The organism is Ureibacillus thermophilus (assembly GCF_004331915.1).
Lineage (GTDB): Bacteria > Bacillota > Bacilli > Bacillales_A > Planococcaceae > Ureibacillus > Ureibacillus thermophilus.
Map to the genome: position 1 here is coordinate 1,608,515 of NZ_CP036528.1, position 22,920 is coordinate 1,631,434.

The window sequence follows — 22,920 nt, forward strand, 5'->3', positions numbered from 1 at the left end:
TTGAAAGTGATTGATGGTGGGGAAACTGTTTAATCTTATTTGGGGAATTCTGTTGAGTTCTATTTGTGGAAAACTGTTGATTCTAGTTTAGCGTTTACATCCTCCCATGAGACTCCTATTTTGGTTTCTCTTGGATATTTTATTAGATATCTTTCATTTGTTTCGGGATGTATTAATTCTTCTTTTGCAAGTGTACTTTTTCCACCATAGCCTATTCGTGTCCAATGGCTGATATCTTTCAAATACAATACCCTCCGATATAGAAAATTATGCACTGTATGAAAATTTCCAAATTATTATTAAAAGGATATGGTTTGATTAAATTCATGAAAAGAAAATGATTGGTCTTTTTGAACATATTACTTATTTCATATTCAATAATACAATATAGTTTTTGAATTTAATAATTTTTGGTTAAAGTTTTAATTTTTATAAATAATGGGGAATATGTTTAACTTAATTAAAATGATAAGGTATCAAAAATTCTCCCATTCCTACATACACACTCGCCTTCTGTTATAATAAATCCCTGTAAACTCCAAAACCGCTCTATTTTCTTCTTTATTTTTCCATTTCTGTAACTTTGATGAGCCCTTGAAAGCGTTGATTAATGCCGTTTTGGTGTTTTCTGTTACACCAATCCCTTTTCATTTAAAAAACTAATGGTACAATGAATTCAGTATGAAGGACAAGCGAGGAATTGGTATGAAAAAATTTGAAGAAAAAACCGTTCATTCGACAGAGATTTATAAAGGAAAAGTTGTGACGTTAACAGTGGATGATGTGATTTTGCCAAATGGGAAACCTTCCAAACGGGAAATTATCCATCATCCGGGGGCTGTTGCGATCATTCCTATCACGAAAGATGGAAAGATTGTTTTTGTGGAACAATATCGAAAAGCATTGGAACGTTCCATTGTTGAAATTCCAGCTGGGAAGCTCGAGCCGGGAGAGGAGCCGGCCGTTTGTGCAAGAAGGGAATTGGAAGAGGAAACAGGGTACGGTGCGAAGGAATTAACTTATATTCAGTCCTTTTACACATCTCCTGGATTTGCCAATGAAATCATTCACCTTTTTGTTGCGGAAGATTTATATAAAATTGAAGAAAAACGGGAATCCGATGAAGATGAGTTTGTTTCCATCATTGAGGCAACCGTTGAAGAAGCGGAAGAAATGGTGAAAACTCAGCAAATCTATGATGCTAAAACCGCCTTTAGCATACTTTGGGTAAAATTAAACAAAATGTAAAATTATGAAGAACGAATTTTTGATAGAATTTAAAAAAATTCGTACTAATAATACTAGTGGACGAGCATAAGCTGTTAACAACGAAAGGAGAATGCTTATGTTTCGTTCCGTTTATTTCATTCAATATGCTTTTTTACTAGCAATTGGATTTGTCAGTGGCGTGATATGTTTTCAAGCCTTTTCTTTGGACAAGTCTATGAATCTTATTAAATTATTAGATCCTAGAGTCTTAGAATTATCCGATGTAACCCTTTGGCAAATCTTTCTTCCTATTATTGTATGGGGATTATTTGTATTATTTTTTACAACCCATCCATATCTCCATTTTTTTGCTAAACTAGTAGTAGCTGTGAAAGCGACATTTTTTGGATTTGGTTCAGTTTTTTTGCTGACGCAACAGGAATCAATTCTAGTATATAGTGTTTGGTGGTTTCCATTTCAGTTGATTTATTGTATCTTACTATTAGCGTTATGTTCCGTCTTTGGAGCCCGAAAAGCTGGACCAAATCGAAAGTTTGTATTTAATAAGAAATTATTTTTTACATTGGCCGTCGCATTTACCATTATGGGATTAGGGGAAATAATGGTGATTTCATATATTATTAACTAACACTATTCTTGTAATTGCTTTTATTCTTTTGTTATAATGGAATGTGTTTAGGAGGGCGTCATATGGAAAGCCGTATTGATCGTATAAAAAAGCAGTTACATAGTGCTGGCTATAAACTGACGCCACAACGTGAAGCGACAGTTGCAGTACTATTGGAACACGAAGAAGACCATTTAAGCGCAGAAGATGTTTACTTATTGGTGAAAGAAAAAGCGCCTGAAATCGGTCTTGCCACAGTGTATCGCACTCTTGAGTTGTTAACGGAATTGAAAATTGTCGATAAAATTAATTTTGGAGATGGCGTATCTAGATACGACCTTCGACAAGAGGGTGCCAAACACTTTCATCATCATTTAGTTTGTATTGAATGTGGCTCAGTGGATGAAATTCAAGAAGATTTGCTAGAAGAGGTAGAAATGGTCGTAGAAAAACGATGGAATTTCATTATTAAAGATCATCGACTCACATTCCATGGAATTTGTCATCGATGCCAAGAAAAGGGAACAATAGAAAATGAATAATGAGGCTGGGACATAAACAAAAAATTAAAGGGACAGTTGAAAGAGTTTTGATAAAAAATTGATATAACGAAAAATTGATTGAAGTGACGGGGCGAGTTCCTGTCTCGCACGCTTAGTCGCAAAGCGGAGCAAGCTCAAGGAAGTAAATTCAAAGTTTTCCTGTGACGAGCCCTCTCGAGACCACGAGGAGCGAAGGAATGACTCAGAGGATGCTCGAGCCGGGCCCGCGGAAAGCGTCCCCGGAACGGAAATCAATTTTAATAACAAATCTAAAAAACATCATTTTCTCCTTGGAGAAAATGATGTCAGCTTGTAGACAAAGTCCCTAACTAGTGGCCAAATCTACAGGCTTTTTTTGTATAATAGGGATAGAATTCTTGGTTAACGGGGGAAATTTAGGATGTTACAAGAATCTTAGAAAATGATGAGCAAAAAAAAGACAAACCCCAACTCAAATGAAGCATTTGAGTTGGGGTTTGTCGACAGTCTGACATCATTTTCTCCTTGGAGAAAATGATGTTTTTTTTAGATTTATTCCAACCTCGTTTTTTGTTGAAATGTTTTTGTTGTTATTATGTTCGAAGAAAGATATTCCATATATGCGATTATTTTCTTCTTTGCTTGCTTTCTATTCTCACTTAATTTAAAATTTTCTTATTATTTCCTTTTCATTTGAAAAAAAGGAGAATTGCAGCTTTTGAAACTATGAAAAGTGTTTCATATAATCGAAATTTGATTGTCAGTATATTGCTTGCGGCATCTTTTGTTTCTTTGCTGAATCAAACGTTGCTCATTGTGGCATTGTCATTAATAGTGGAAGAATTTCCCATAAGCCCAATACTGGCCCAATAGGTGACAACGGGCTTCATGCTGGTCAATGGTGTCATGATTCCCATTACCGCCTTTCTGATTGGAAAATATAGCAGCAAAGCTTTATTAATTTTTGATCTTGGCATTTTTGCCATTGGAACCTTGATTGGTGCTATCACGCCGAATTTTTGGCTACTCATCGTTGCAAGGATCGTTCAGGCCATCGGGGGCGGGTATGTTGATGCCGTTGATGCAGACGGTGATTTTCTCCATCTATCCCGTGGAAAAACGCGGGTTAGCGATGGGGATGAGCGGATTGGTGGTCGGTTTTGCTCCGGCTATCGGACCGACTCTTGCAGGAAGGAATCAAAATCGTCTTTTTCGTTGCGATGCTTTTCGGTGCGGTCGACCTGCTTCTCTCCTTCTTCCTTACAAAAAAGGAAAAGTTTCCGATGGAAAGCGAGAATTGATTGTTTCCTAGCAACACTTGATAAGGATAGCCGAGCAGAAAGAAATGCCTGAATCTATCCTTTCCATTGTTTTGTTATCAGAAAATTCCGTCATATGTTGGGCGGGCGGTTTAAAACAAGATTCATTGATTGAGAGGTGGGGTCACCTTGAAACGTATTCACTATAGTTGGGTTATATTAATCATTTCATTTTTCTCCATTCTGGCAGCAGGAATCGTGGTTTCATCCTCTGGCGTTTTCTTGAGCCCATTTGAGAAAGAATTTGGCTGGGATCGCTCCATCATTTCCCTTTCCTTTGGAATCTGCATGCTTTTCTACGGAATAGCAGGCCCTTTTATGGCCGCCTTATTGGAAAAATGGAAAATGAAGAAAATGATACTCGCTTCAATGGGAATTTTGCTGGCCGGGCTCTTTTTGACCTTCTTCATGAAACAATCCTGGCAATTGATTATCATCTGGGGAACAATCCTTGGTCTCGGTTCCAGTCTTTTTTTAACCGTTCTAAGTCCCTATGTGGCGAATCATTGGTTCAAGGAAAAAAGAGGGCTTGCCACCGGGATCCTGGCAGCGAGCACCGCAACGGGCCAGTTACTATTACTGCCCATCTTGGCGATGATTATTGAAAATTATTCATGGCGTTCAGCAATCGGGTTCATCATTGCGATTCTGATGGTAATGACCCTGATCATCTTTTTCTTTATGAAAAATTCGCCCAAGGAAATGGGGATTTTACCCTATGGCCAACTTGAGGAGATGGAGGAAACAAAGAATACACACCATGGCAATCCTGTCGTGGTAGCATTCGGGGGATTGGCTGAAGCCGTAAAGAAAAAAGAATTTTGGTTGTTGGCCGGAAGTTTCTTTATTTGCGGCTGTTCAACAATAGGGCTAATCGGGACCCATTTTGTATCCTATTGCATCAGTTTTGGGATCCCGCTTGTCACCGCAGCTTCACTGCTCTCTTTTATGGGGATTTTTAATATTTTGGGGACGACGCTCTCCGGTTGGCTGTCTGACCGTTTTGATAATCGATGGCTGCTATTTTTTTACTATCTTTTAAGAGGAATTTCTTTAGTGGTGCTGCCATTTTTATTAATGAACGGCCACATGGCCTGGCTTATTGTATTTACCGTGTTTTACGGCTTGGATTGGATTGCCACGGTGCCTCCAACCATCAATATTTCAAGGCAAATATTTGGCGTGCAGAAGAGTGCGGTCATTTACGGCTGGGTATATGCTGCCCACCAGGCTGGCGCCGCTTTCGCCGCCTACGGGGGAGGACTGGTCTATAAATACTTTAATACGTATACATGGGCTTTTTTTATGGCAGGCATTTTCTGTGTTTTAGCAAGCCTATTTGTCATTGTGATCAAAAAACAGCAACATTAGATTTTCAGATTTATCCATAGGGGGACATTGGGTGAAGATATGCAACACCTCAATACCCATAAAAAAGAGCGAAAATTCTTCGCTCTTTTTGTCGGATGAATGGCCTGGCTTCTATTTGGATTATTATTATTCAAATAATTTCGGATAAATCGTTTTTTGCGATCAATACCACCGCTTCCGCAATGCGTGGGCCAGGTCTGTCTAAAATATCCGCATTCAATTCATAGACATTCCCATTTTTAATCGCTATCACGGGTTCCCAACCTAGTCGGGATTTGATTTCTTCTGCAGGATTTTCAGCATAATACACTGTTGTAATGATGGCATCCGGATTCCGGTTGATGAGATCTTCTTCTGTTATAGAGAACCAACCTTGTTGATCCGCATAAATATTTTCAACACCGGTCGCTTCAATCAGCTCCTGTTGGAATGTGCCTGAACCGATGGACCAAATATCCGGTGCAGGAGCGATTTCAAAATAGACTTTTTTCTTCTGCTTAATTTGATCTGTTTTTTCTTTTATGGCAGCAAACTGATCTTTAATTTTTTCAACCAATTTTTTACCTTTGTCTTCAATGCCCATCACTTGGGCAATTTGTCCGATGTCGCCGTACACATCCTCAATAGAGCTGGCGGATTGGGTGACAAACACTTTCAATCCCGTGCTTTCCAACTGCTCCACTTGTTCCTCTCCGCCCATTGTGTAGGCAAATCGCACATCCGGATTCAATTCAATGACCCTTTCCAAGTTCACATTGATTGTGTCGGATACTTTTTCAATGTTTTGCACTTCTTCCCGCCATTTATCGTAATCTGTCACACCGATCACTTTGTGGCCAACGCCCAATTCAAATAAAATTTCCGTATTGCTTGGCTGCAACGAAATGACGGTTTCAGGCACTTTATCAAATGTGATTTCCACCCCGTGATCATCCGCCACCGTGTATGAATCGCCGGGTTTTTTGGGCTCTATAATATTTGGTGTTGGTGGATACAACCAGCACCATTTTTTTACATAAAAAAATGAGACATGTGACAAACTCTGGTAAAATGTAATCGACCAAAACCACATTTACAAGGAGTGATGTCACATGTCTCATCATTATTCTATACGTAATTTATTAAATATTAAAGATAAAAATATCACATTTGATGAAAATTTTTGTGCAGAAGAACTCATTAAAGGGGTCCAATCAAAAGTCTTTTATGGCCAATTAACTTATCAACCAAAAGCTTGTTATGCTTGTGGCCATGTATTCGATGATCAAATCATTAAACACGGTTTTAAAACGTCTCTCATTAAAATGCCTAGTGTTTCAGGTTTTCATACCTATTTAAAATTGCGTAAACAGCGTTCTTTCTGTAAACATTGTCATTCCACGTTTACTTTAAAAACGAGCGTCGTGGCTAAAAACTATTGCATTTCCAACAATATCAAAGTATCAATTGCTTTAAACGCCAAAGATAAAATCTCCGAAAAAGATATTGCGATGAAACATAATGTATCTTATGCCACTGTCAGTAGAGTCATTGACAGCTTTTATAGCTACTATCAGCCGAATGTTCACTATCTTCCTAAGCACCTGTGTTTTGATGAGTTTAAATCAGTGAAATCCGCAGCTGGAGCGATGGCCTTTATTTTCTGCGACTCTGAAACGGGGGAGATGGTGGATATCGTGGAGGACCGAAGATTACCTGTCCTCAAAGAGTATTTCTTACGGTATTCCAAGAAGGCGAGAGATGCGGTAAAAACGATTGTCATCGATATGTACAGCCCTTATATTTCCAAGAAGTTTTCCCTAAAGCGGAAATCATACTCGACAAATTCCATATCCTCCAACTATTTAGCAGAGCTTTAAACAAAACGCGCATCAACGTTATGAATCGGGATAAAAAGAATTACAATAAATTGAAAACATACTGGAAGCTCCTTTGAGTTATATCAATACGTACAACATTGCATCAAAATCAAAGACTTTGAGCTCCTATAGAAAACATTAGAGAATAAACAAAATATCGTTTCCAGCTATATGAAAACCGCCATCAAGACAATCAACAAATACATCCATTACGTGGAGAATACGTTGAAATACGATTATAACAACGGCATTTTAGAGGGGATTCATAACAAAATCAAGGTGATGAAACGCATTTCTTTCGGTTATCGCTGCTTCCACCATTTTAAAAATCGGATTATGATTACCCAAAATTTAATCACAATGAAAAAAGCTTAGAGGATTCGAAGTTCCTTTTTAAGCTGTACGGTTGCATATACCAGAAAAGTCACTAAAACTTTTCACCAACATCATTTGACAAAGAACCGAAAAATGCAGTAAATTTTTGTATATATTTGGAATTATTTTGGAAATTTACGTAAATACGAGGTTCTATTCATGCTTGTATGAGGTCAAAAAAATCTCTATTATTGAGATAAGGAAGGGACGTGAAAAAAATGAGAGAAGCGCAGGAAGCCCTCCTAGATTATCTCCATTTTCTAAGAGTGGAGCGGCAATATTCTGAGAATACATTGTCTTCTTATCGAAGAGATTTACAAGATTATGTGGAACATCTACATAAAGAACAACAGGTGGAACATTTAAATGCAGTGGAACGGGCAAACATTTTGCTTTATTTGGAACATTTAAAACAAAATGGTAAATCTTCCCGCACCATTGCTCGACACATATCATCGATTCGTTCATTTCATCAGTTTTTATTAAGGGAAAAAATTACTGATTATGATCCGACAGTTCATATTGACATGCCTCAAATTGAGAAAACGCTGCCCAAAGTGTTATCCATTGCAGAAATTGAAGCGTTATTGCAAGCTCCCGATCAATCCAAACCCCAAGGAATCCGGGATGTGGCAATGATTGAATTGCTATATGGAACCGGTATGCGAATTAGCGAATGTGTTGAGTTGAATTTAGAAGATGTACACTTGTCGATGGGGTTTGTCCGCATTTTCGGGAAAGGCGGGAAAGAACGCATCGTGCCTCTAGGAAAAAGCGCTCTTATCGCCTGTGAAAGATATTTGGAAAAAGCCCGCCATGAGTTGCAAGGCAATTATATGAAAACAGACGCTTTTTTTATTAATCGCCGCGGAAAACGTTTAACTCGGCAAGGATGTTGGAAAATATTGAAGCAGCATGCCCTAGCTGCAAACATCAAAAAAGAAATGACTCCCCATATATTGCGCCACAGTTTTGCCACTCATTTAATTGAAAATGGGGCTGATCTTCGTGCAGTTCAAGAAATGTTGGGACATGCAGACATTTCCACTACCCAAATTTATACGCATATTAGCAAAACAAGACTTTCCGAAGTATATAAACAATTCCATCCACGAGCATAAGAGGGAAGATAGGAGGAAAACAGATGCAATTATTTAAACGCATTCATTTAATTGTCATGGACTCCGTTGGGATTGGAGAAGCGCCCGATGCAGAAAAATTCGGCGATGTGGGAGCGGATACTCTTGGCCATATTGCAGAGGCGCTGGACGGGCTTCATGTGCCGAATTTGGAATCGCTAGGGTTAGGGAATATTCGCGAAATGAAAGGCATTCAGAAAGTTTCAAAACCAAAAGCTTATTTTGGAAAAATGCAGGAAGCGTCAGCGGGAAAAGATACGATGACCGGACATTGGGAGATTATGGGGCTTCGCGTCGATAAACCGTTTAAAGTCTATCCGAACGGCTTTCCGGAAGAACTCATTCGCCAACTTGAAAAAGAAACAGGGCGGAAAGTCATCGGCAATAAACCGGCAAGCGGTACGGCGATTATTGAAGAGTTGGGGAAAGAACATATGGAAACAGGAGCCATTATTGTATATACATCCGCCGATCCAGTTCTTCAAATTGCTGCCCACGAAGAAGTGATTCCATTAGAAGAGCTCTACAAAATTTGTGAGATTGCAAGAAAGCTTACGCTAGAGCCTGCTTATTTAGTAGGCCGGGTCATCGCTCGTCCATTTGTCGGAACACCTGGTAATTTTACTCGTACTGCCAACCGCCACGATTATGCTATAAAGCCTTTCGGAAGAACGACGATGAATGAATTAAAAGATCATGGCTTCGATGTCATTGCCCTTGGAAAAATTTCAGATATTTATAATGGGGAAGGGGTAACAGAAGCCATTCGTACAAAAAACAATATGGATGGAATAGATAAATTAGTAGAAACCATAAAACGAGATTTCCATGGACTGAGCTTTATAAATTTAGTTGATTTCGACGCCTTATATGGACATCGCAGAGACCCAATAGGATATGGAAAAGCCTTGGAAGATTTTGATGGGCGCCTTCCGGAAGTGTTGGATTTATTGCGGGACGATGATCTGCTTATTATTACGGCCGATCATGGAAATGACCCAACTTTTAAAGGAACTGACCATACGCGGGAATATGTGCCGCTCCTCGTTTATTCTAAGAAATTGAAAGAGGCGGGGAACTTAGGATTGCGTGAAACTTTTAGTGATATTGCCGCAACAATTGCGGAAAACTTCAATATTCCTGCTCCTGCCTATGGAACGAGCTTTTTATCTAGTTTGAAATAGGAGTGAGCCAAATGAGAATGGTGGATATTATTGAAAAAAAGCGGGATGGAAAAGAGCTTTCGACGGAAGAAATTCAGTTTTTCGTGAAAGGCTACACAGAAGGCACGATTCCAGATTATCAAGCAGCCAGTTTATTGATGGCCATCTACTTCCAAGACATGACGGAACGGGAACGGACGGATTTAACATTGGCGATGGTGGAATCGGGGGATACGATTGATTTGTCACTGATTGAAGGAATCAAGTGTGACAAACATTCTACTGGTGGAGTGGGGGATAAAGTAACCCTCTGTTTATCTCCCATGGTTGCCGCCTGCGGAGTACCTGTTGCCAAAATGAGCGGACGCGGGCTAGGCCATACGGGTGGAACGATTGATAAGCTGGAATCCATCCCCGGCTTTCAAGTGGAGCTGACAAGTGAACAGTTTATCCAACAAGTCAATGATATTAAAATGGCCGTTGTCAGCCAAAGCGGAAATTTGACACCTGCTGATAAGAAAATCTATGCATTGCGCGATGTAACGGGTACAGTTCCAAGCATTCCGCTGATTGCCAGCTCCATCATGTCAAAAAAAATTGCCAGCGGCGCGGATGCCATTGTATTGGACGTGAAAGTCGGCGAAGGGGCCTTTATGAAAACGGTGAAAGAGGCAGAAGAATTGGCTCATGCAATGGTGACAATCGGCAACCGTGTCGGAAGAAAAACGATTGCGATTTTATCCGATATGAGCCAGCCATTAGGATATGCGGTCGGAAATGCTTTAGAGGTGAAAGAAGCCATTGACGTATTGAAAGGAGAGGGACCGGAAGATGTGAAAGAACTTTGCCTGACCCTCGGCTCTTATATGGTTTTCCTCAGCGGAAAAGCGCCGTCCATTGAAAAGGCAAGGGAAATGTTGAAAGATGTTTTAAACAGCGGCAAAGGGTTAGAAACTTTTAAAGCATTTATTAAGGCCCAGGGCGGCAATACAGCCATTGTCGATCATCCGAAATTATTGCCGCAAGCAAAATACAAAATCGAAATCCCTGCAGAACAGTCAGGGTATATCAAAAAAATTGTGGCCAATGAAATCGGCGTTGCCGCAATGCTTTTAGGTGCAGGACGGGAAACGAAAGATTCATCGATCGACTTGTCTGTAGGAATCGTTTTGAACAAAAAAGTGGGAGATTTTGTCGAAAAAGGAGAAACATTGGCAACCATTTACTCCAACAAAGAAAATATAGAAGAAATCAAAGAGAAAATTTATTCCAATATCCTCGTGATAAATGATAAAGTAGATAAACCGGCTTTGATTAAAGGAATTATTGCCGAGTAATTTTATTACAGTAGAGCGTGTTAGAAATGAAAGTTTTCTTTCTAGCACGTTCATTTTTATAGAAAACCCCTAAAAGTCAGAATTTTCTATAAAAAGATTTTGAAAAATATTATTTTTTTATAAAGAATGTGACAATTTTATGAAAATTATATATTATAGAACTTAACAAAGCATTTTTTGGACATAAAAAAGAAAAAGAAGGGGTAAAATGGACAAATTTTGGCGGGGTAGATTTGAAGGGTATTCATTTCAATCTTTTAAAAGGGATGTAGTTTCAGGTACAATTGTCGGCATTGTAGCCATTCCATTGGCAATGTCCTTTGCCATTGCCTCTGGGGTCAAGCCGGAGTACGGAATTTATACAGCCATCATTGCGGGGATATTAATCTCATTATTGGGAGGGTCAAAATATCAAATCGGCGGTCCCACCGGTGCATTTGTGCCAATTTTATTAGGCATTGTGCTCGTTTATGGCTATGAAGATTTGCTTTTAGCAGGTTTAATGGCGGGCGTTATGCTTGTGTTAATGGGCGTTCTGCGGTTAGGAGTGTTGATCCAATATATCCCTAGACCTGTAACCATTGGGTTTACTGCCGGAATAGCGGTTATTATTTTTTCAGGGCAAATTGCTAATTTTTTAGGGCTGTCAGGTCTGAAACAGCATGAACGCTTTATTGATAATATGTATGAAATTGCAGTTCATTTACATACGGTAAATGTTTACAGCATCTTCATTGCATTATTATGTTTAGCGACTATTCTTATTACTCCTAAAGTGCTGCCAAAAGTTCCAGGGCCATTGATGGGCATAGTGATTTCTTCCATAGCTGCGGCCTTCTTCTTTCCTGGGCAAGTGGCAACGATTGGTTCTACATACGGGGAAATTCCGAACACCTTGCCGGAATTTAAAATGCCGGAAATTACTGTTGAACGGATGGTCTCTCTTTTAGGGCCGGCTTTTGTCATTGCAATGTTGGGAGCCATTGAATCGTTGCTGTCTGCTGTTGTTGCAGATGGCATGACCAATAGCAAACACAATTCAAACAGGGAATTAATTGGACAAGGGGTGGCAAACATCGTCACACCGCTCTTTGGCGGAATTCCGGCAACGGGTGCCATTGCCAGAACCGCAACAAATATTAAATTTGGTGCGACTTCACCTTTTTCTGGCGTAATTCATGGTTTATTCGTTCTTGTTACTTTGCTGTTGTTTGCACCGCTTGCAGCCCATATTCCGCTTGCAAGCCTCGCTCCCGTTTTAATGGTTGTAGCGTGGAATATGAGTGAGAGAAAACATTTCGCCCATGTATTAAAATTAAAATCTGGCGACTCTTTGGTGCTCATCATCACTTTTTTATTGACGGTCTTTACTAGTTTGACGATTGCGGTAGTTGTAGGATTATTGCTCGCGGTTATTTTGTTTGTAAAACGAATGAGCGATATGCTGATTGTCTCAAAAGTATTGCCTGACCATAAAAGCGATGGAAAAGTACAATCTCATGTTGTCAATGAAACGAGGGATTGTCCGCAAATCAGCATTTATACCATTGAAGGGCCGTTGTTTTTTGGGGCGGCTCAAACCTTTGAAGAGCGGATTTTAAAATCCATTCATTATCATCCGAAGATTCTTGTTCTTCGGATGGGGAAGGTGCCATTTATTGATGCGACGGGCGAGGCTTATTTACGAAATATCGTCCGCAATTTTAAATCGCAAGGTGGAGTTCTTTTAATGACTGGGGTGCAGCCAAGTTTGAAATTACTTTTTGATAAAAGTGGTTTAACAAAAGAAATTGGGGAGCGCAATTTCTTTGAGCATACAGGAGATGCTATTAATTGTTCATTAGGCTGCATAAACCGAAATCATTGCATTGGATGCAAACATTTCGCTTTTAGGGAATGTAAAGAATTATCCGCAACGAAAATCAGTTAATAAATGGAAGGACTTAGTGGCCAATGTTGGCTCATTAAGTCCTTTTTTATGTTTAAAAATCTTCCTATTTTTCCATACTAAAGCTGATAAGGTAATGTCTTCTTCGGTTTCATGGTGGACAACAAACTTGATGGAAGGCGGAAGTTGGAACTAGTAAAGCTTAAACCCCGAGCTTTCATTTAGATAGAGAGAATGGTACCTCCAAATATCGCCTTCCCAAGGAACTTGGAATCGTTGATAGACCTTCTAACCCTCGTTGTTTCATAAGCTCGTAAAAAGATTAGATAGGTGGTGGATGTAGAAAACGAAATAGTAAAAATAGATGAATGAAAAGTTTGTCGTATTTTTACTAGTTTCAGCGAATTTCTTCTACTATTGTCAATCGAAAGGATTTTAGACGTGCTGTGTGGAATTGCGAAGGGAGGAGGCGATGTAACGGATGAATTATGAAATTAATATGGAAAATGATATTGCCATTATCCGGCTTTATGGCGAATTAGATCATCATGAAACGGAGAAAATTCGAAAAGACATTTCCAAAACTATTATGAAAGGAAAATTGCACACCATTATTTGGAATTTGGAAAGATTGAATTTTATGGATAGTTCCGGAGTTGGCCTCATTTTGGGGCGCATGAGAGAACTAAGTGCGGTCAATGGGCAAACCATCATCTTAAATCCATCAAACACGATGAAAAAAATTTTTCAATTCTCGGGGTTAAGCAAGTTTGTGATGGAGGGCAAAGAAGAAGAGGCGATTTTATATGCAAGGGGGATTGTGAATGGATAATGAAATGACACTTTCATTCGTAGCATTAAGTGAAAATGAGAGCTTAGCGAGAATTGCTGTAACAAGTTTCGTCGCTCAATTGGATCCAACAATCGATGAACTTTCGGAGTTTAAGACAATTGTTTCAGAAGCTGTCTCCAATGCAATTATTCATGGATACGATGAGGATGGCAAAGGAATTGTCACAGTCCATGCTGTTCGTGAGGGGGATGTTGTTTCAGTTGTTGTGAAAGATGAAGGGAAAGGGATTCCTGATATTAAAAAAGCGATGGAACCATTATTTACCACAAAGCCCGATATGGAACGGTCAGGCATGGGATTTACCATCATGGAAAGTTTTGCGGACCATCTTCAAGTGGAATCGGAACCAGGTGTTGGCACGGTTGTTACTTTTTCCAAAAAATTTCACTCGATGAAAATGAAGCAAATTTCTTAACCGAGTGAAATACAACACCTTTATATGAAGAATAATTTTCAAACGGAATGCCAATCTACTAAAGGGATTTGGAAGAAGTAAGGGGGATGAGGACAATCGAACAGCCGTCCAATGTGTTGTTAACGCAGGAAAAGATGCGCGAGTTGATTAAGCTCGCACAAGCTGGTGATATGGAAGCTCGCAAACAAATGATTGAAGGGAATACGCGGCTTGTTTGGTCGATTGTTCAACGCTTTGCTTCTCGTGGGGTTGAGCTTGAAGATCTTTTCCAAATTGGTTGTATCGGTTTGATGAAATCAGTGGACAAGTTTGATTTATCCTATGACGTTAAATTTTCAACTTATGCAGTGCCGATGATCATCGGTGAAATACAGCGTTTTTTGCGTGATGACGGCATGGTGAAAGTAAGCCGTTCCATCCGTGAATTGAACTATAAAATACGCCAAGTAACCGATGAATATTTAAAGACCAATGAGAAGCCACCTTCAGTCTCAGAATTAGCTGAAATGCTCGGAGTGTCGCAGGATGAAATTTTAGTGGCGACCGATGCGATGAGAGATCCAGCCTCTCTCCATGAGCAGTTGTTCGAGTCAGAAGGAGATTCCATTACGTTAATGGATCAAATGAAGGATGAAAAATCCGAATTGCCGTTTCATTATATTTCCCTAAAAGAAGTGTTGAAAAAACTCGATAAACGGGAACAAGCCATCATTTACTTGCGGTATTATTTGGATTTGACTCAAACGGATATTGCGGAAAGGCTTGGAATCTCCCAAGTACAAGTTTCAAGGCTAGAAAAGAAAATTCTAGCCCAATTAAAAGAATGGATGGATACATCTACGACAACACAAAAAAAGAAAAAGACGGTGAATAAATGACAAACAAAATCTTTGCATCAATAGAGGACGCAAAAGAATTTTTGTATTCAAAATTTGGAAAAAACGAATCTTTCGATGTTTGCATTAAAGAAGTGCATGTGAAAGATTTGCCTGTATTATGTGTGTATATAAGCGGACTTGTTGATGGAAGCACGCTAACAGTTCAACTGACACCGCTTTATTTTAACAGCGATGAAAAACAACACCATCTGCTTCCGGTTGAAAAGGAAGATACTTATTTTGATAATATTTTCAATTTCTACGGAAAAGCTGAACCGAAAGACAAAGAAGAATTTTTGCTAGGCGTTTTAAGCGGCCAGGTCGGTTTTGTTACACAGCAAGGATATGCGTACTTGACCGAATTAAGAAATTATCCTGGACGCCAACCGGAAGAGCCGGACAATGAAAAGGTTATTCGAGGTTCCCGTGACGGCTTTGCAGAAAACATCATGGTTAATACTGCGCTCATTCGCAGAAGAATCCGAAGTCCTGCACTTCGCTTTGAGCTGCATAAAATCACGTCTAACGGCCGAACAGACATTGCGATTGCTTATCTTAAAGACATCGTCAATGACAAACATTTAAATTGGGTGAAACAGCGCATCGAAGAAATCAAGCATGATGGATTGACCATGGCCGATAAAACATTGGAAGAGTGGATTTTTAAACAACGGTTTCATCCGGTGCCTTTTGTCCGCTATTCAGAAAGGCCGGATATCGTTGCTGCCCACCTTTTGGAAGGCCATATCGCCATCATCGTAGATACCTCTCCATCTGTCATTTTGCTGCCAATTACACTATTCCACTTGATGCAGCATGCAGAGGAATATAGGCAATCGCCACTTGTCGGTTCGACTGTGCGGCTGTTGCGCTATTCGGCCATTATTTTAAGTTTAACATTGATGCCTATATGGTATTTGCTGGCCACTCATGAAGAATATTTACCGGAAGCGCTTGATTTTATCGGTGCGAAAGAAGAATCGAATATTCCGCTCTTGCTTCAAGTTTTTATTGCCGATTTAGGGTTGGAATATTTGAGGATTGCTGCGATTCATACGCCAACGCCGCTATCTACAGCCATGGGTTTGGTAGCAGGCGTTATCATTGGCCAAATTGCCATCGATGTTGGATTATTTTCGTCGGAAGTGGTTCTTTATTCAGCGGTTGTAGCGATTTTTACTTTTGCAATTCCAACCTTTGAATTGAGCGTTTCCATTAAATATTTCCGTTTTATCGTTTTAGTGTTAACGGCGTTATTTGGGCCGAGCGGGTTTTTCATCGGTTTCTTTATCATTTTTTCATACTTCTGCGCTTTACGGCCGATGCAAATTCCTTATATGTGGCCGCTTGTACCATTTTTCCCAAAAGCTTTCTTAAGAGTATTTATTCGATTCCCAATGTCAGAAGATGCGCTGCGGCCATATATCGTAGGAGCAAAGCAGCGGAAGCGGACTTAATCAAAATACAGTTGCGAAAAGATATGCGCCTATGTTAAAGTTCAAACATAATATTAAAAATTGCAGCTATCCATTGTCGAAAAATTCAATTTTTCTGAAACGGGGCTGTCATCAATGGTTGGACAGCCTCCTATAAAAATTTTTCAATTTTCTATTGATTAAAGTTGCTTTTAGTTGATGTGGATAGCTTAATCGTAAACGGAGGGGAATCTATGCACTTATACGGAACACAAACGATTGGAGAAAACGGTCATTTACATATCGGCGGTGTTGATGCAGTTGAACTGGCAAAAGAATACGGAACACCGCTTATCGTATATGATCTAGAATTGGTCCGAAACCGCGCGCGAGCATTTAGAGAAACATTCCAAAAGCATGGCGTGAACGCACAAGTTGCCTATGCTTCAAAAGCTTTCTCTTGCATTGCAATCTATCAATTTGTGAAAGAAGAAAATTTATCGCTAGATGTGGTTTCCGGCGGAGAATTATATACGGCTTTAAAAGCTAATTTTCCAGCAGAACGCATCCATTTCCATGGAAACAACAAGTCCTATGATGAATTAATCCTCGCTTTTGATGCAAAGATTGGTTGTATCGTGGTAGATAATTTCTATGAAATTGAACTATTAAAAAAGATTTCAGAATCACGAAAACAATCAATGAACATCTTATTGCGCGTAACCCCAGGTGTTGAAGCCCATACCCACGATTTCATTACAACCGGCCAAGCAGATTCCAAATTTGGTTTTGATTTAAATAACGGACAAGCCGATGAAGCGTTCCAGCTTGTAGGAGATTATGAATATTTAAATTTACTAGGTTTACATTGCCATATAGGCTCTCAAATTTTTGAAACGGACGGCTTTAGTTTAGCTGCTGGCAAATTAATTGAAAAAATCGATGAATGGCATAAAAAATATAACTATGAATGCAAGGTTCTCAATTTAGGAGGAGGCTTCGGCATCCGCTATACGGAAGAAGATCGCCCTCTTGAGCCTCATGTATATGTAGAAGAAATGGTAAAAACGGTGAAAGAAGAAACGGCAAAGCGCAATTTATCCATGCCGGAAATTTGGATTGAACCGGGCCGTTCTTTAGTAGGAGATGCAGGTACAACATTATATACAATCGGCTCCCGCAAAGTCGTTCCAAATATCCGCGAATATATTGCCGTTGACGGCGGTATGAGCGACAATATCCGTCCGGCATTATACGATGCCAAATATGAAGCGGTTATTGCCAATAAAGCCAATGAACCAAGAAATTATCAGTATACAGTAGCAGGAAAACTTTGCGAATCTGGCGATAAACTAATTATAGATGCTGCACTCCAAAAAGCTGAACCTGGAGATATTTTAGCCATCTTCTGCACAGGAGCTTACGGCTATTCCATGGCATCCAACTATAACCGCGTACCAAGACCAGCTGTTGTGTTTGTGGAAAATGGAAAACACCAATTAGCGATTCGCAGAGAAAGCTATGAAGATCTAATTTTAAACGACATGGAATATCAACTAGATAAGGTGAATCAATTGTGAAAATATCAAGATGGAAATTGCTAGGTATAATCGTTGCTTTTTGTTTAATATGGGCATTGTTTTACATTTTTATCTTAATACCGTTGATGAATTGATTGGGTGAATTGGCATTAATTGGATGAAAATTTGATTCTTGAATCGAAATCGTGTACGATAGACGAGGATATTGTATGCGATTAGAAAACGAGGGAATGTATGATGTTAGTTCGTTATAAAAAATCACTCGAAAAAATTGCGATGGGATTACTTTCATTTATGCCACAGGAAAAGGACGTCAAAAAATTGATGGAAACAATGCAGTCCTATGAACAAAAAGACAATTGGCAATTATATTTATGGAAAAATAATGATGAATATGTTGGAATTGTAGGCGTTCGAGTAGAAGATTCTGTTGCTATCATCCAACATATTACGGTTGTTCCTTCTTATCGTGGGGAAGGGATTGCCAAAAAAATGATAAAAGAATTAATGAATTCTGGGGAATTTACAGAAGTTAAAGCTTGTGAAATAACAGAACCTTTTGTTAATAAATGCTTGCACAGTTTACAAGAGGCAGACGGAAATTAACGTCTGCCGTTTCTTTTTTCATCCCGCATTGTAAGAATATCTGAACGATCGCGCAGCATATGCTTATGATAAAGAAATTCATGAGGCAGCGAAGGAAGAGACTTGATTTTTTCTTTCACTAGTTCCTCTAACTCCGGATTTGTCAGCTTGATTTGAAAAGATGCAAAGGGTTGATTTTTTTCAATGGATTCTAAACTTTGAAGGCAATCCTTACATAATTGCTGAAAATCGATATAATCAAAAAATGGATGGCGTTGATTGGACAAAAATTTTTCATAAGCGCTTTTCATCATTCGAGCAGCACCACGGTAGTTGTTTCTTCTCCAATGATACAATCCAGTGGAAAGTTGTATATAACCGACAAGTGGATGTTTTTTATTTCCCGGTGCAATCTTCTTCCAATATTCCTCTAAAACTTCGTGACATTCAAAATAATCTTGATTACCATTGAAATATGCGCAAAAATCGATAAATGACGGATGCCATAAAGGATGCATCAATGGAAACCTCTTTTCTACTTTAATTTTTAGGAATTCAAGGTGTGTGACTTATGTATGAAGTAAAATTAGATGCGTTTCAAGGACCGCTTGATTTATTATTGCATTTAATTCAACGTTTGGAAATTGATATATATGATATCCCGATGGCCGAATTAACGGCTCAATATATGGAGCATGTACGGGCCATGAAAGTATTGGAGCTTGAGGAAGCCAGTGAATATTTAGTGATGGCGGCAACGCTTCTTGCCATTAAAAGCCGCATGCTGCTTCCGATTCATGAAGGAGAAATGGAAGAGGAAGATTTTGAACTGGAAGAACCTGACCCAAGGGAAGAATTAGTGTTAAAGCTGATTGAATATAAAAAGTTTAAAGAGGCGGCCAATGAATTGAAAAAGATGGAGGAAAACCGCCCTGAAAACTACACAAAACCGCCAAGCGACCTTTCCCCATATATGCCGGACGAGCAGCTGGCTTTATTTAATGCCGATGTCAATGTTTATGACTTGCTATATGCCTTTCAAAAAATGCTGCGCAGAAAACAGCTTCGAAAGCCTTTAAAAACAACGGTGAAAAAGCAAGATATTCCTGTCAAAGAACAAATGTTTAAAGTGGTGGATATCCTAAAAACTAAAGGAGGAAAATCCAGTTTCTTTGACCTTTTCCCTTACGAAGATAAATCAACGATTATTGTTACTTTTTTATCGCTATTGGAACTGATGAAGCGTCAAGTTGTTTTCGTCGAGCAGGAACATAACTTTGAAGATTTAACGGTGATATTGCTGAAGGAGGAACTGTCAGGTGAACTCGAAGATATTGATGAGCAAAATTGAGGCATTGCTATTTGTAGTAGGTGATGAAGGGTTGACGATAAAACAACTGGCGGATTTATTAGATGTGGGGGAAGTGGATATTGAAGCTGGATTAAGCGAGTTAAAAACCCATTACGAAAACAATGCTGCTTCCGGTATCACGATTAAACAATTAGCAGATACATATTTATTAACAACCAAGCCTGAATTAGCAACGACCATCAAAAAGTTAGTTGAAAATCCAAACAGCCAAGTATTATCAACTGCATCGTTGGAAGTCCTTGCCATTATCGCTTACAAGCAACCGATCACAAGGGCGGAAATTGAGGACTTGCGCGGAGTCAAAAGTGAGCGGCCCATTCAGACCCTCATTTCTCGGGGACTTATCCGGGAAGTTGGACGAGCAGAAGGAACAGGGCGGGCCATCCTTTACGGAACAACGAAAGAGTTTTTAAATTACTTTGGATTAAAAGACCTGTCAGAACTTCCTCCTTTGCCTGAAGGAAATATAGAAGATGAAAATGAACAGACAGATCTTTTCATGACAAAATTCCAGGAAGTGTTTCATAAAGAAGAACAATAAAGGAGTGACGGAGTGAACTTAGCAAAGTTGATAACTGCTTTCATTGTTTCATTAACGTTCTATTTTTTTGCGCAACAGGCGGTGAAAGCTTCTTATGTGGTGATTGATGCCGATACAGGAAGAACGTTGATAGGGAACAATGAGCATGCAAGAATGCCCATTGCCAGTTTGACGAAAATTTGGACGGCCCTTGTGGCGATTGAGAACAGTAATTTGGATGATGAAGTGGTGATTTCCCGGGAAGCTGCTATGAGCGAAGGGTCATCCATCTATTTGGAGCCGGGCGAAGCTGTCACTGTAGAAACGTTGCTGTATGGGTTAATGCTCCGCTCCGGAAATGATGCAGCTTATGCTTTGGCGGAACACGCAGGAGGCTCTGTTCAAGGATTTGTAGATTTAATGAACGAAAAAGCAATGCTTTACCGATTGAATAATACGTATTTTACGAATCCATCGGGCTTGCATCACGACTTGCATCTTTCCAGCGCCTATGACACGGCTCAAATGTTAAGAATCGCTTTGGAAAATAAAGATTTTTATAAAATTGCTTCCACCATCCAATATAAAAGCAATACGAAAAACGGCACAACTTGGCTGAACAAACATCGGCTGTTGAGAGAAAACGTTGGTGCTGTTGCAGGAAAAACAGGCTATACAAAAGTTGCTGGACGGACGCTTGCAACGTACTTTGAAAGAGATGACGAGCGCATCATCGTAGTAACGCTGAATGAAGCCAACGATTGGCAAGTACATAAACAGCTTGCAAATCATGTATTTGAAGAGTACGATGTAAAAACAGTCGTGAAAAAAGGGAAGTATAAAGCAGCTAATGATATCACGGTGGAACTTAAACAACCAATTCGATTGCTTGTTTCCGAAGAAGAAGAAGACCAGTTAAAAAACGTGCTGCATCTATCAAGAAATAAAGACAGCAAATATGGCATTTGGCATGTGTTTTTAAACAATGAAAGCATTTATTCAACAAGGGTGACAATAAAATGAATCCAGCTGTCCGGTTATCTCGGGCAGCTTTTCCATTTATAACACAAGTTATTTTTCTTTAATATTAAAACGAAATATGACATAATTTTCATCAGTAAAAGTTAAGGTTTTAGGGGTGAGTCATCGATGGAAAGGCTTCAAAAGGTTATTGCACAAGCAGGAATTGCTTCAAGGCGGAAAGCAGAGCAGTTGATTTTGGAAGGAAAAGTGAAAGTTAACGGCGAGGTTGTGAAAGCTTTAGGGACAAAGGTGTCCAGATCGGATGTCGTGGAAGTTAATGGAGTGAAAGTGGAAAGGGAAAAGAAAGTCTATTATTTATTCTATAAACCGCGGGGGGTTGTTTCTACCGTATCCGATGATAAAGGAAGAAAAACGGTAATGGATTATTTTAAAAACCACGTGGAAGAGCGAATTTTCCCTGTTGGCCGTCTTGATTATGATACATCTGGTCTGTTGCTCTTAACGAATGATGGCGAATTTGCTAATTTAATGACCCATCCAAAATACAAAATTGAAAAAACTTATATAGCTCGTTTAAAAGGCATTCCTCAATTTGAAGATATCAAAAGATTGCGTAGAGGAATTATGCTTGAAGATGGAATGACGGCTCCTGCCAAGGTGGAGTTGAAAAAAATCGATCGAAAAGCAAATAAAGCCATATGTGAAATTACCATTCATGAAGGGCGCAACCGGCAAGTCCGCCGCATGTTTGAAGCGATTGGAACGCCTGTCGTTAAATTAAAGCGTGAACGTTTTGCCTTCCTCGATTTAAGGGGACTTAATGCAGGAGAATTTCGCAAGTTGACCCCCCATGAAGTCAAACAATTGCGGGTGCTTGCAGAAACAGGAAAAATCGGTTAGTACTACAACTATAGTGATAACCTTCAAAAACATTTCATATTTGGTTGATGAAATATTTGCTATAATTGAAAGAGATTTTAATGTTCCCTTTTCTAGGAGGTTGCTAAATGGAGAAGAAAAAGAAACGCTCGATTATTAGAGGAGTTATCCTCCTTGTGTTGGCGTGTGCGATTATTTATACAATATACAACTCCGCAAAGAAAGATGAAGTGAAAGTCTTAGCCGATGGAGATCAGGCGCCTAATTTTGAACTGGTTGATTTGGAAGGTAATACTCATCGATTATCCGACTACAAAGGGCAGGGCGTTTTCCTGAATTTCTGGGGAACATGGTGTGAACCGTGCAAGAGAGAAATGCCTGCCATGGAACGCCAATATCAACAATTCAAAGATAAAGGCGTTCAAGTATTAGCTGTCAATATTGCCCAATCCAATTTTGAAGTGCAAAAATTTGTGGATGAGTATAATCTTACATTCCCAGTGGTGATTGATAAAACGAAAAGTGTGATGCAGGCGTATAATGTGGGTCAATTGCCAGCTACTTTCTTAATTAGTCCGGATGGAAAAGTAAAAAGAATTCCTCCTGGTGAATTGTCAGAAGAACAAATACAATCATTTATGGAGTCAATTAAGCCAGAATAGGAGTATT

24 protein-coding genes and 1 pseudogene are annotated in these 22,920 nt (G+C 39.4%); 22 read left to right on the top strand and 3 right to left on the bottom strand.

What is annotated here, in order from left to right; all coding sequences use genetic code 11:
- Nucleotides 1–59: 59 nt before the first annotated feature.
- A complete protein-coding gene (locus DKZ56_RS07950) occupies nt 60–242 on the bottom strand; it encodes a hypothetical protein (RefSeq protein WP_208649494.1) in 183 nt (60 codons plus the stop codon).
- A 463-nt stretch (nt 243–705) separates the two neighbouring features.
- Between DKZ56_RS07950 and DKZ56_RS07955 the strand changes: the two genes are divergently transcribed.
- The 5 genes from DKZ56_RS07955 (at nt 706) to DKZ56_RS07975 (ending at nt 5,048) form a co-directional block, all read left to right on the top strand.
- Nucleotides 706–1,248, top strand: coding sequence for an NUDIX domain-containing protein (locus DKZ56_RS07955; protein WP_208649495.1), 543 nt, complete (start codon nt 706–708; stop codon nt 1,246–1,248).
- Nucleotides 1,249–1,345: 97 nt separating this feature from the next.
- A complete protein-coding gene (locus DKZ56_RS07960) occupies nt 1,346–1,858 on the top strand; it encodes a hypothetical protein (protein WP_208649496.1) in 513 nt (170 codons plus the stop codon).
- A gap of 62 nt (nt 1,859–1,920) precedes the next feature.
- On the top strand, nt 1,921–2,379 hold the full coding sequence (gene fur / locus DKZ56_RS07965; protein WP_208649497.1) for a ferric iron uptake transcriptional regulator: 459 nt from the start codon (nt 1,921–1,923) through the stop codon (nt 2,377–2,379).
- Nucleotides 2,380–3,430: 1,051 nt separating this feature from the next.
- Nucleotides 3,431–3,670: a hypothetical protein gene (locus DKZ56_RS07970; protein WP_208649498.1), complete on the top strand. Its 240-nt coding sequence runs from the start codon at nt 3,431–3,433 to the stop codon at nt 3,668–3,670.
- Between the two features lie 136 nt (nt 3,671–3,806).
- On the top strand, nt 3,807–5,048 hold the full coding sequence (locus tag DKZ56_RS07975) for an MFS transporter (protein ID WP_208649499.1): 1,242 nt from the start codon (nt 3,807–3,809) through the stop codon (nt 5,046–5,048).
- A gap of 130 nt (nt 5,049–5,178) precedes the next feature.
- Here DKZ56_RS07975 and DKZ56_RS07980 read toward each other — a convergent pair whose 3' ends face one another.
- Complete coding sequence (locus DKZ56_RS07980; RefSeq protein WP_208649500.1) at nt 5,179–5,970, bottom strand: ABC transporter substrate-binding protein; 792 nt, start codon at nt 5,968–5,970, stop codon at nt 5,179–5,181.
- 169 nt (nt 5,971–6,139) lie between these two features.
- Between DKZ56_RS07980 and DKZ56_RS07985 the strand changes: the two are divergent.
- The 12 genes and pseudogenes from DKZ56_RS07985 to DKZ56_RS08035 all read left to right on the top strand — a co-directional run bounded on the left by DKZ56_RS07985 (nt 6,140) and on the right by DKZ56_RS08035 (nt 18,517).
- A pseudogene (locus DKZ56_RS07985) lies at nt 6,140–6,984 on the top strand (ISL3 family transposase).
- Between the two features lie 94 nt (nt 6,985–7,078).
- The gene (locus DKZ56_RS15365) at nt 7,079–7,282 is read left to right on the top strand and encodes a transposase (protein ID WP_222837110.1); all 204 of its coding nucleotides are present in this window, start codon (nt 7,079–7,081) and stop codon (nt 7,280–7,282) included.
- 218 nt (nt 7,283–7,500) lie between these two features.
- The gene (gene xerD / locus DKZ56_RS07990) at nt 7,501–8,403 is read left to right on the top strand and encodes a site-specific tyrosine recombinase XerD (RefSeq protein ID WP_208652200.1); all 903 of its coding nucleotides are present in this window, start codon (nt 7,501–7,503) and stop codon (nt 8,401–8,403) included.
- 23 nt (nt 8,404–8,426) lie between these two features.
- On the top strand, nt 8,427–9,605 hold the full coding sequence (deoB, locus tag DKZ56_RS07995; protein WP_208649501.1) for a phosphopentomutase: 1,179 nt from the start codon (nt 8,427–8,429) through the stop codon (nt 9,603–9,605).
- Nucleotides 9,606–9,616: 11 nt separating this feature from the next.
- Complete coding sequence (locus DKZ56_RS08000) at nt 9,617–10,921, top strand: pyrimidine-nucleoside phosphorylase (RefSeq protein ID WP_208649502.1); 1,305 nt, start codon at nt 9,617–9,619, stop codon at nt 10,919–10,921.
- Nucleotides 10,922–11,129: 208 nt separating this feature from the next.
- On the top strand, nt 11,130–12,851 hold the full coding sequence (locus DKZ56_RS08005) for a SulP family inorganic anion transporter (RefSeq protein WP_208649503.1): 1,722 nt from the start codon (nt 11,130–11,132) through the stop codon (nt 12,849–12,851).
- A 439-nt stretch (nt 12,852–13,290) separates the two neighbouring features.
- Nucleotides 13,291–13,641, top strand: a complete 351-nt coding sequence (spoIIAA, locus tag DKZ56_RS08010) for an anti-sigma F factor antagonist (protein WP_208649504.1) — start codon at nt 13,291–13,293, stop codon at nt 13,639–13,641.
- Complete coding sequence (gene spoIIAB, locus DKZ56_RS08015) at nt 13,634–14,077, top strand: anti-sigma F factor (RefSeq protein WP_208649505.1); 444 nt, start codon at nt 13,634–13,636, stop codon at nt 14,075–14,077. Before spoIIAA ends, spoIIAB begins: the two co-directional genes overlap by 8 nt.
- Nucleotides 14,078–14,163: 86 nt before the next feature.
- Nucleotides 14,164–14,955, top strand: a complete 792-nt coding sequence (locus tag DKZ56_RS08020) for a SigF/SigG family RNA polymerase sporulation sigma factor (protein WP_208649506.1) — start codon at nt 14,164–14,166, stop codon at nt 14,953–14,955.
- Nucleotides 14,952–16,412, top strand: coding sequence for a spore germination protein (locus DKZ56_RS08025; protein WP_208649507.1), 1,461 nt, complete (start codon nt 14,952–14,954; stop codon nt 16,410–16,412). The genes DKZ56_RS08020 and DKZ56_RS08025 overlap by 4 nt, the downstream gene beginning before the upstream one ends.
- A gap of 212 nt (nt 16,413–16,624) precedes the next feature.
- Nucleotides 16,625–17,950 (top strand): diaminopimelate decarboxylase, encoded by a 1,326-nt coding sequence (gene lysA, locus DKZ56_RS08030; protein ID WP_208649508.1) that lies wholly within the window; start codon nt 16,625–16,627, stop codon nt 17,948–17,950.
- A gap of 198 nt (nt 17,951–18,148) precedes the next feature.
- Nucleotides 18,149–18,517, top strand: coding sequence for a GNAT family N-acetyltransferase (locus tag DKZ56_RS08035; protein ID WP_208652201.1), 369 nt, complete (start codon nt 18,149–18,151; stop codon nt 18,515–18,517).
- Here DKZ56_RS08035 and DKZ56_RS08040 read toward each other — a convergent pair.
- Nucleotides 18,514–19,014, bottom strand: a complete 501-nt coding sequence (locus DKZ56_RS08040) for a DUF309 domain-containing protein (protein ID WP_208652202.1) — start codon at nt 19,012–19,014, stop codon at nt 18,514–18,516. The genes DKZ56_RS08035 and DKZ56_RS08040 overlap by 4 nt on opposite strands.
- Nucleotides 19,015–19,067: 53 nt before the next feature.
- Between DKZ56_RS08040 and DKZ56_RS08045 the strand changes: the two genes are divergently transcribed.
- The 5 genes from DKZ56_RS08045 (at nt 19,068) to resA (ending at nt 22,913) form a co-directional block, all read left to right on the top strand.
- Entirely contained in the window at nt 19,068–19,847 is a 780-nt protein-coding gene (locus DKZ56_RS08045) for a segregation/condensation protein A (RefSeq protein ID WP_208649509.1), read from the top strand.
- The gene (gene scpB, locus DKZ56_RS08050) at nt 19,834–20,409 is read left to right on the top strand and encodes an SMC-Scp complex subunit ScpB (RefSeq protein ID WP_208652203.1); all 576 of its coding nucleotides are present in this window, start codon (nt 19,834–19,836) and stop codon (nt 20,407–20,409) included. The genes DKZ56_RS08045 and scpB overlap by 14 nt, the downstream gene beginning before the upstream one ends.
- Nucleotides 20,410–20,421: 12 nt before the next feature.
- A complete protein-coding gene (locus DKZ56_RS08055; protein ID WP_208649510.1) occupies nt 20,422–21,411 on the top strand; it encodes a D-alanyl-D-alanine carboxypeptidase family protein in 990 nt (329 codons plus the stop codon).
- A gap of 126 nt (nt 21,412–21,537) precedes the next feature.
- Complete coding sequence (locus DKZ56_RS08060; RefSeq protein ID WP_208649511.1) at nt 21,538–22,272, top strand: pseudouridine synthase; 735 nt, start codon at nt 21,538–21,540, stop codon at nt 22,270–22,272.
- A 107-nt stretch (nt 22,273–22,379) separates the two neighbouring features.
- Entirely contained in the window at nt 22,380–22,913 is a 534-nt protein-coding gene (gene resA, locus DKZ56_RS08065) for a thiol-disulfide oxidoreductase ResA (RefSeq protein WP_208649512.1), read from the top strand.
- Nucleotides 22,914–22,920 lie beyond the last annotated feature (7 nt).

Coding starts and splice junctions, on each gene's coding strand:
- DKZ56_RS07955 (WP_208649495.1), top strand. CDS start 706: ATGAAAAAATTTGAAGAAAAAACCGTTCATTCGACAGAGATTTATAAA.
- DKZ56_RS07960 (WP_208649496.1), top strand. CDS start 1,346: ATGTTTCGTTCCGTTTATTTCATTCAATATGCTTTTTTACTAGCAATT.
- fur (WP_208649497.1), top strand. CDS start 1,921: ATGGAAAGCCGTATTGATCGTATAAAAAAGCAGTTACATAGTGCTGGC.
- DKZ56_RS07970 (WP_208649498.1), top strand. CDS start 3,431: ATGCCGTTGATGCAGACGGTGATTTTCTCCATCTATCCCGTGGAAAAA.
- DKZ56_RS15365 (WP_222837110.1), top strand. CDS start 7,079: ATGAAAACCGCCATCAAGACAATCAACAAATACATCCATTACGTGGAG.
- xerD (WP_208652200.1), top strand. CDS start 7,501: ATGAGAGAAGCGCAGGAAGCCCTCCTAGATTATCTCCATTTTCTAAGA.
- deoB (WP_208649501.1), top strand. CDS start 8,427: ATGCAATTATTTAAACGCATTCATTTAATTGTCATGGACTCCGTTGGG.
- DKZ56_RS08000 (WP_208649502.1), top strand. CDS start 9,617: ATGAGAATGGTGGATATTATTGAAAAAAAGCGGGATGGAAAAGAGCTT.
- DKZ56_RS08005 (WP_208649503.1), top strand. CDS start 11,130: ATGGACAAATTTTGGCGGGGTAGATTTGAAGGGTATTCATTTCAATCT.
- spoIIAA (WP_208649504.1), top strand. CDS start 13,291: ATGAATTATGAAATTAATATGGAAAATGATATTGCCATTATCCGGCTT.
- spoIIAB (WP_208649505.1), top strand. CDS start 13,634: ATGGATAATGAAATGACACTTTCATTCGTAGCATTAAGTGAAAATGAG.
- DKZ56_RS08020 (WP_208649506.1), top strand. CDS start 14,164: ATGAGGACAATCGAACAGCCGTCCAATGTGTTGTTAACGCAGGAAAAG.
- DKZ56_RS08025 (WP_208649507.1), top strand. CDS start 14,952: ATGACAAACAAAATCTTTGCATCAATAGAGGACGCAAAAGAATTTTTG.
- lysA (WP_208649508.1), top strand. CDS start 16,625: ATGCACTTATACGGAACACAAACGATTGGAGAAAACGGTCATTTACAT.
- DKZ56_RS08035 (WP_208652201.1), top strand. CDS start 18,149: ATGTTAGTTCGTTATAAAAAATCACTCGAAAAAATTGCGATGGGATTA.
- DKZ56_RS08040 (WP_208652202.1), bottom strand. CDS start 19,014: ATGCATCCTTTATGGCATCCGTCATTTATCGATTTTTGCGCATATTTC.
- DKZ56_RS08045 (WP_208649509.1), top strand. CDS start 19,068: ATGTATGAAGTAAAATTAGATGCGTTTCAAGGACCGCTTGATTTATTA.
- scpB (WP_208652203.1), top strand. CDS start 19,834: ATGAGCAAAATTGAGGCATTGCTATTTGTAGTAGGTGATGAAGGGTTG.
- DKZ56_RS08060 (WP_208649511.1), top strand. CDS start 21,538: ATGGAAAGGCTTCAAAAGGTTATTGCACAAGCAGGAATTGCTTCAAGG.
- resA (WP_208649512.1), top strand. CDS start 22,380: ATGGAGAAGAAAAAGAAACGCTCGATTATTAGAGGAGTTATCCTCCTT.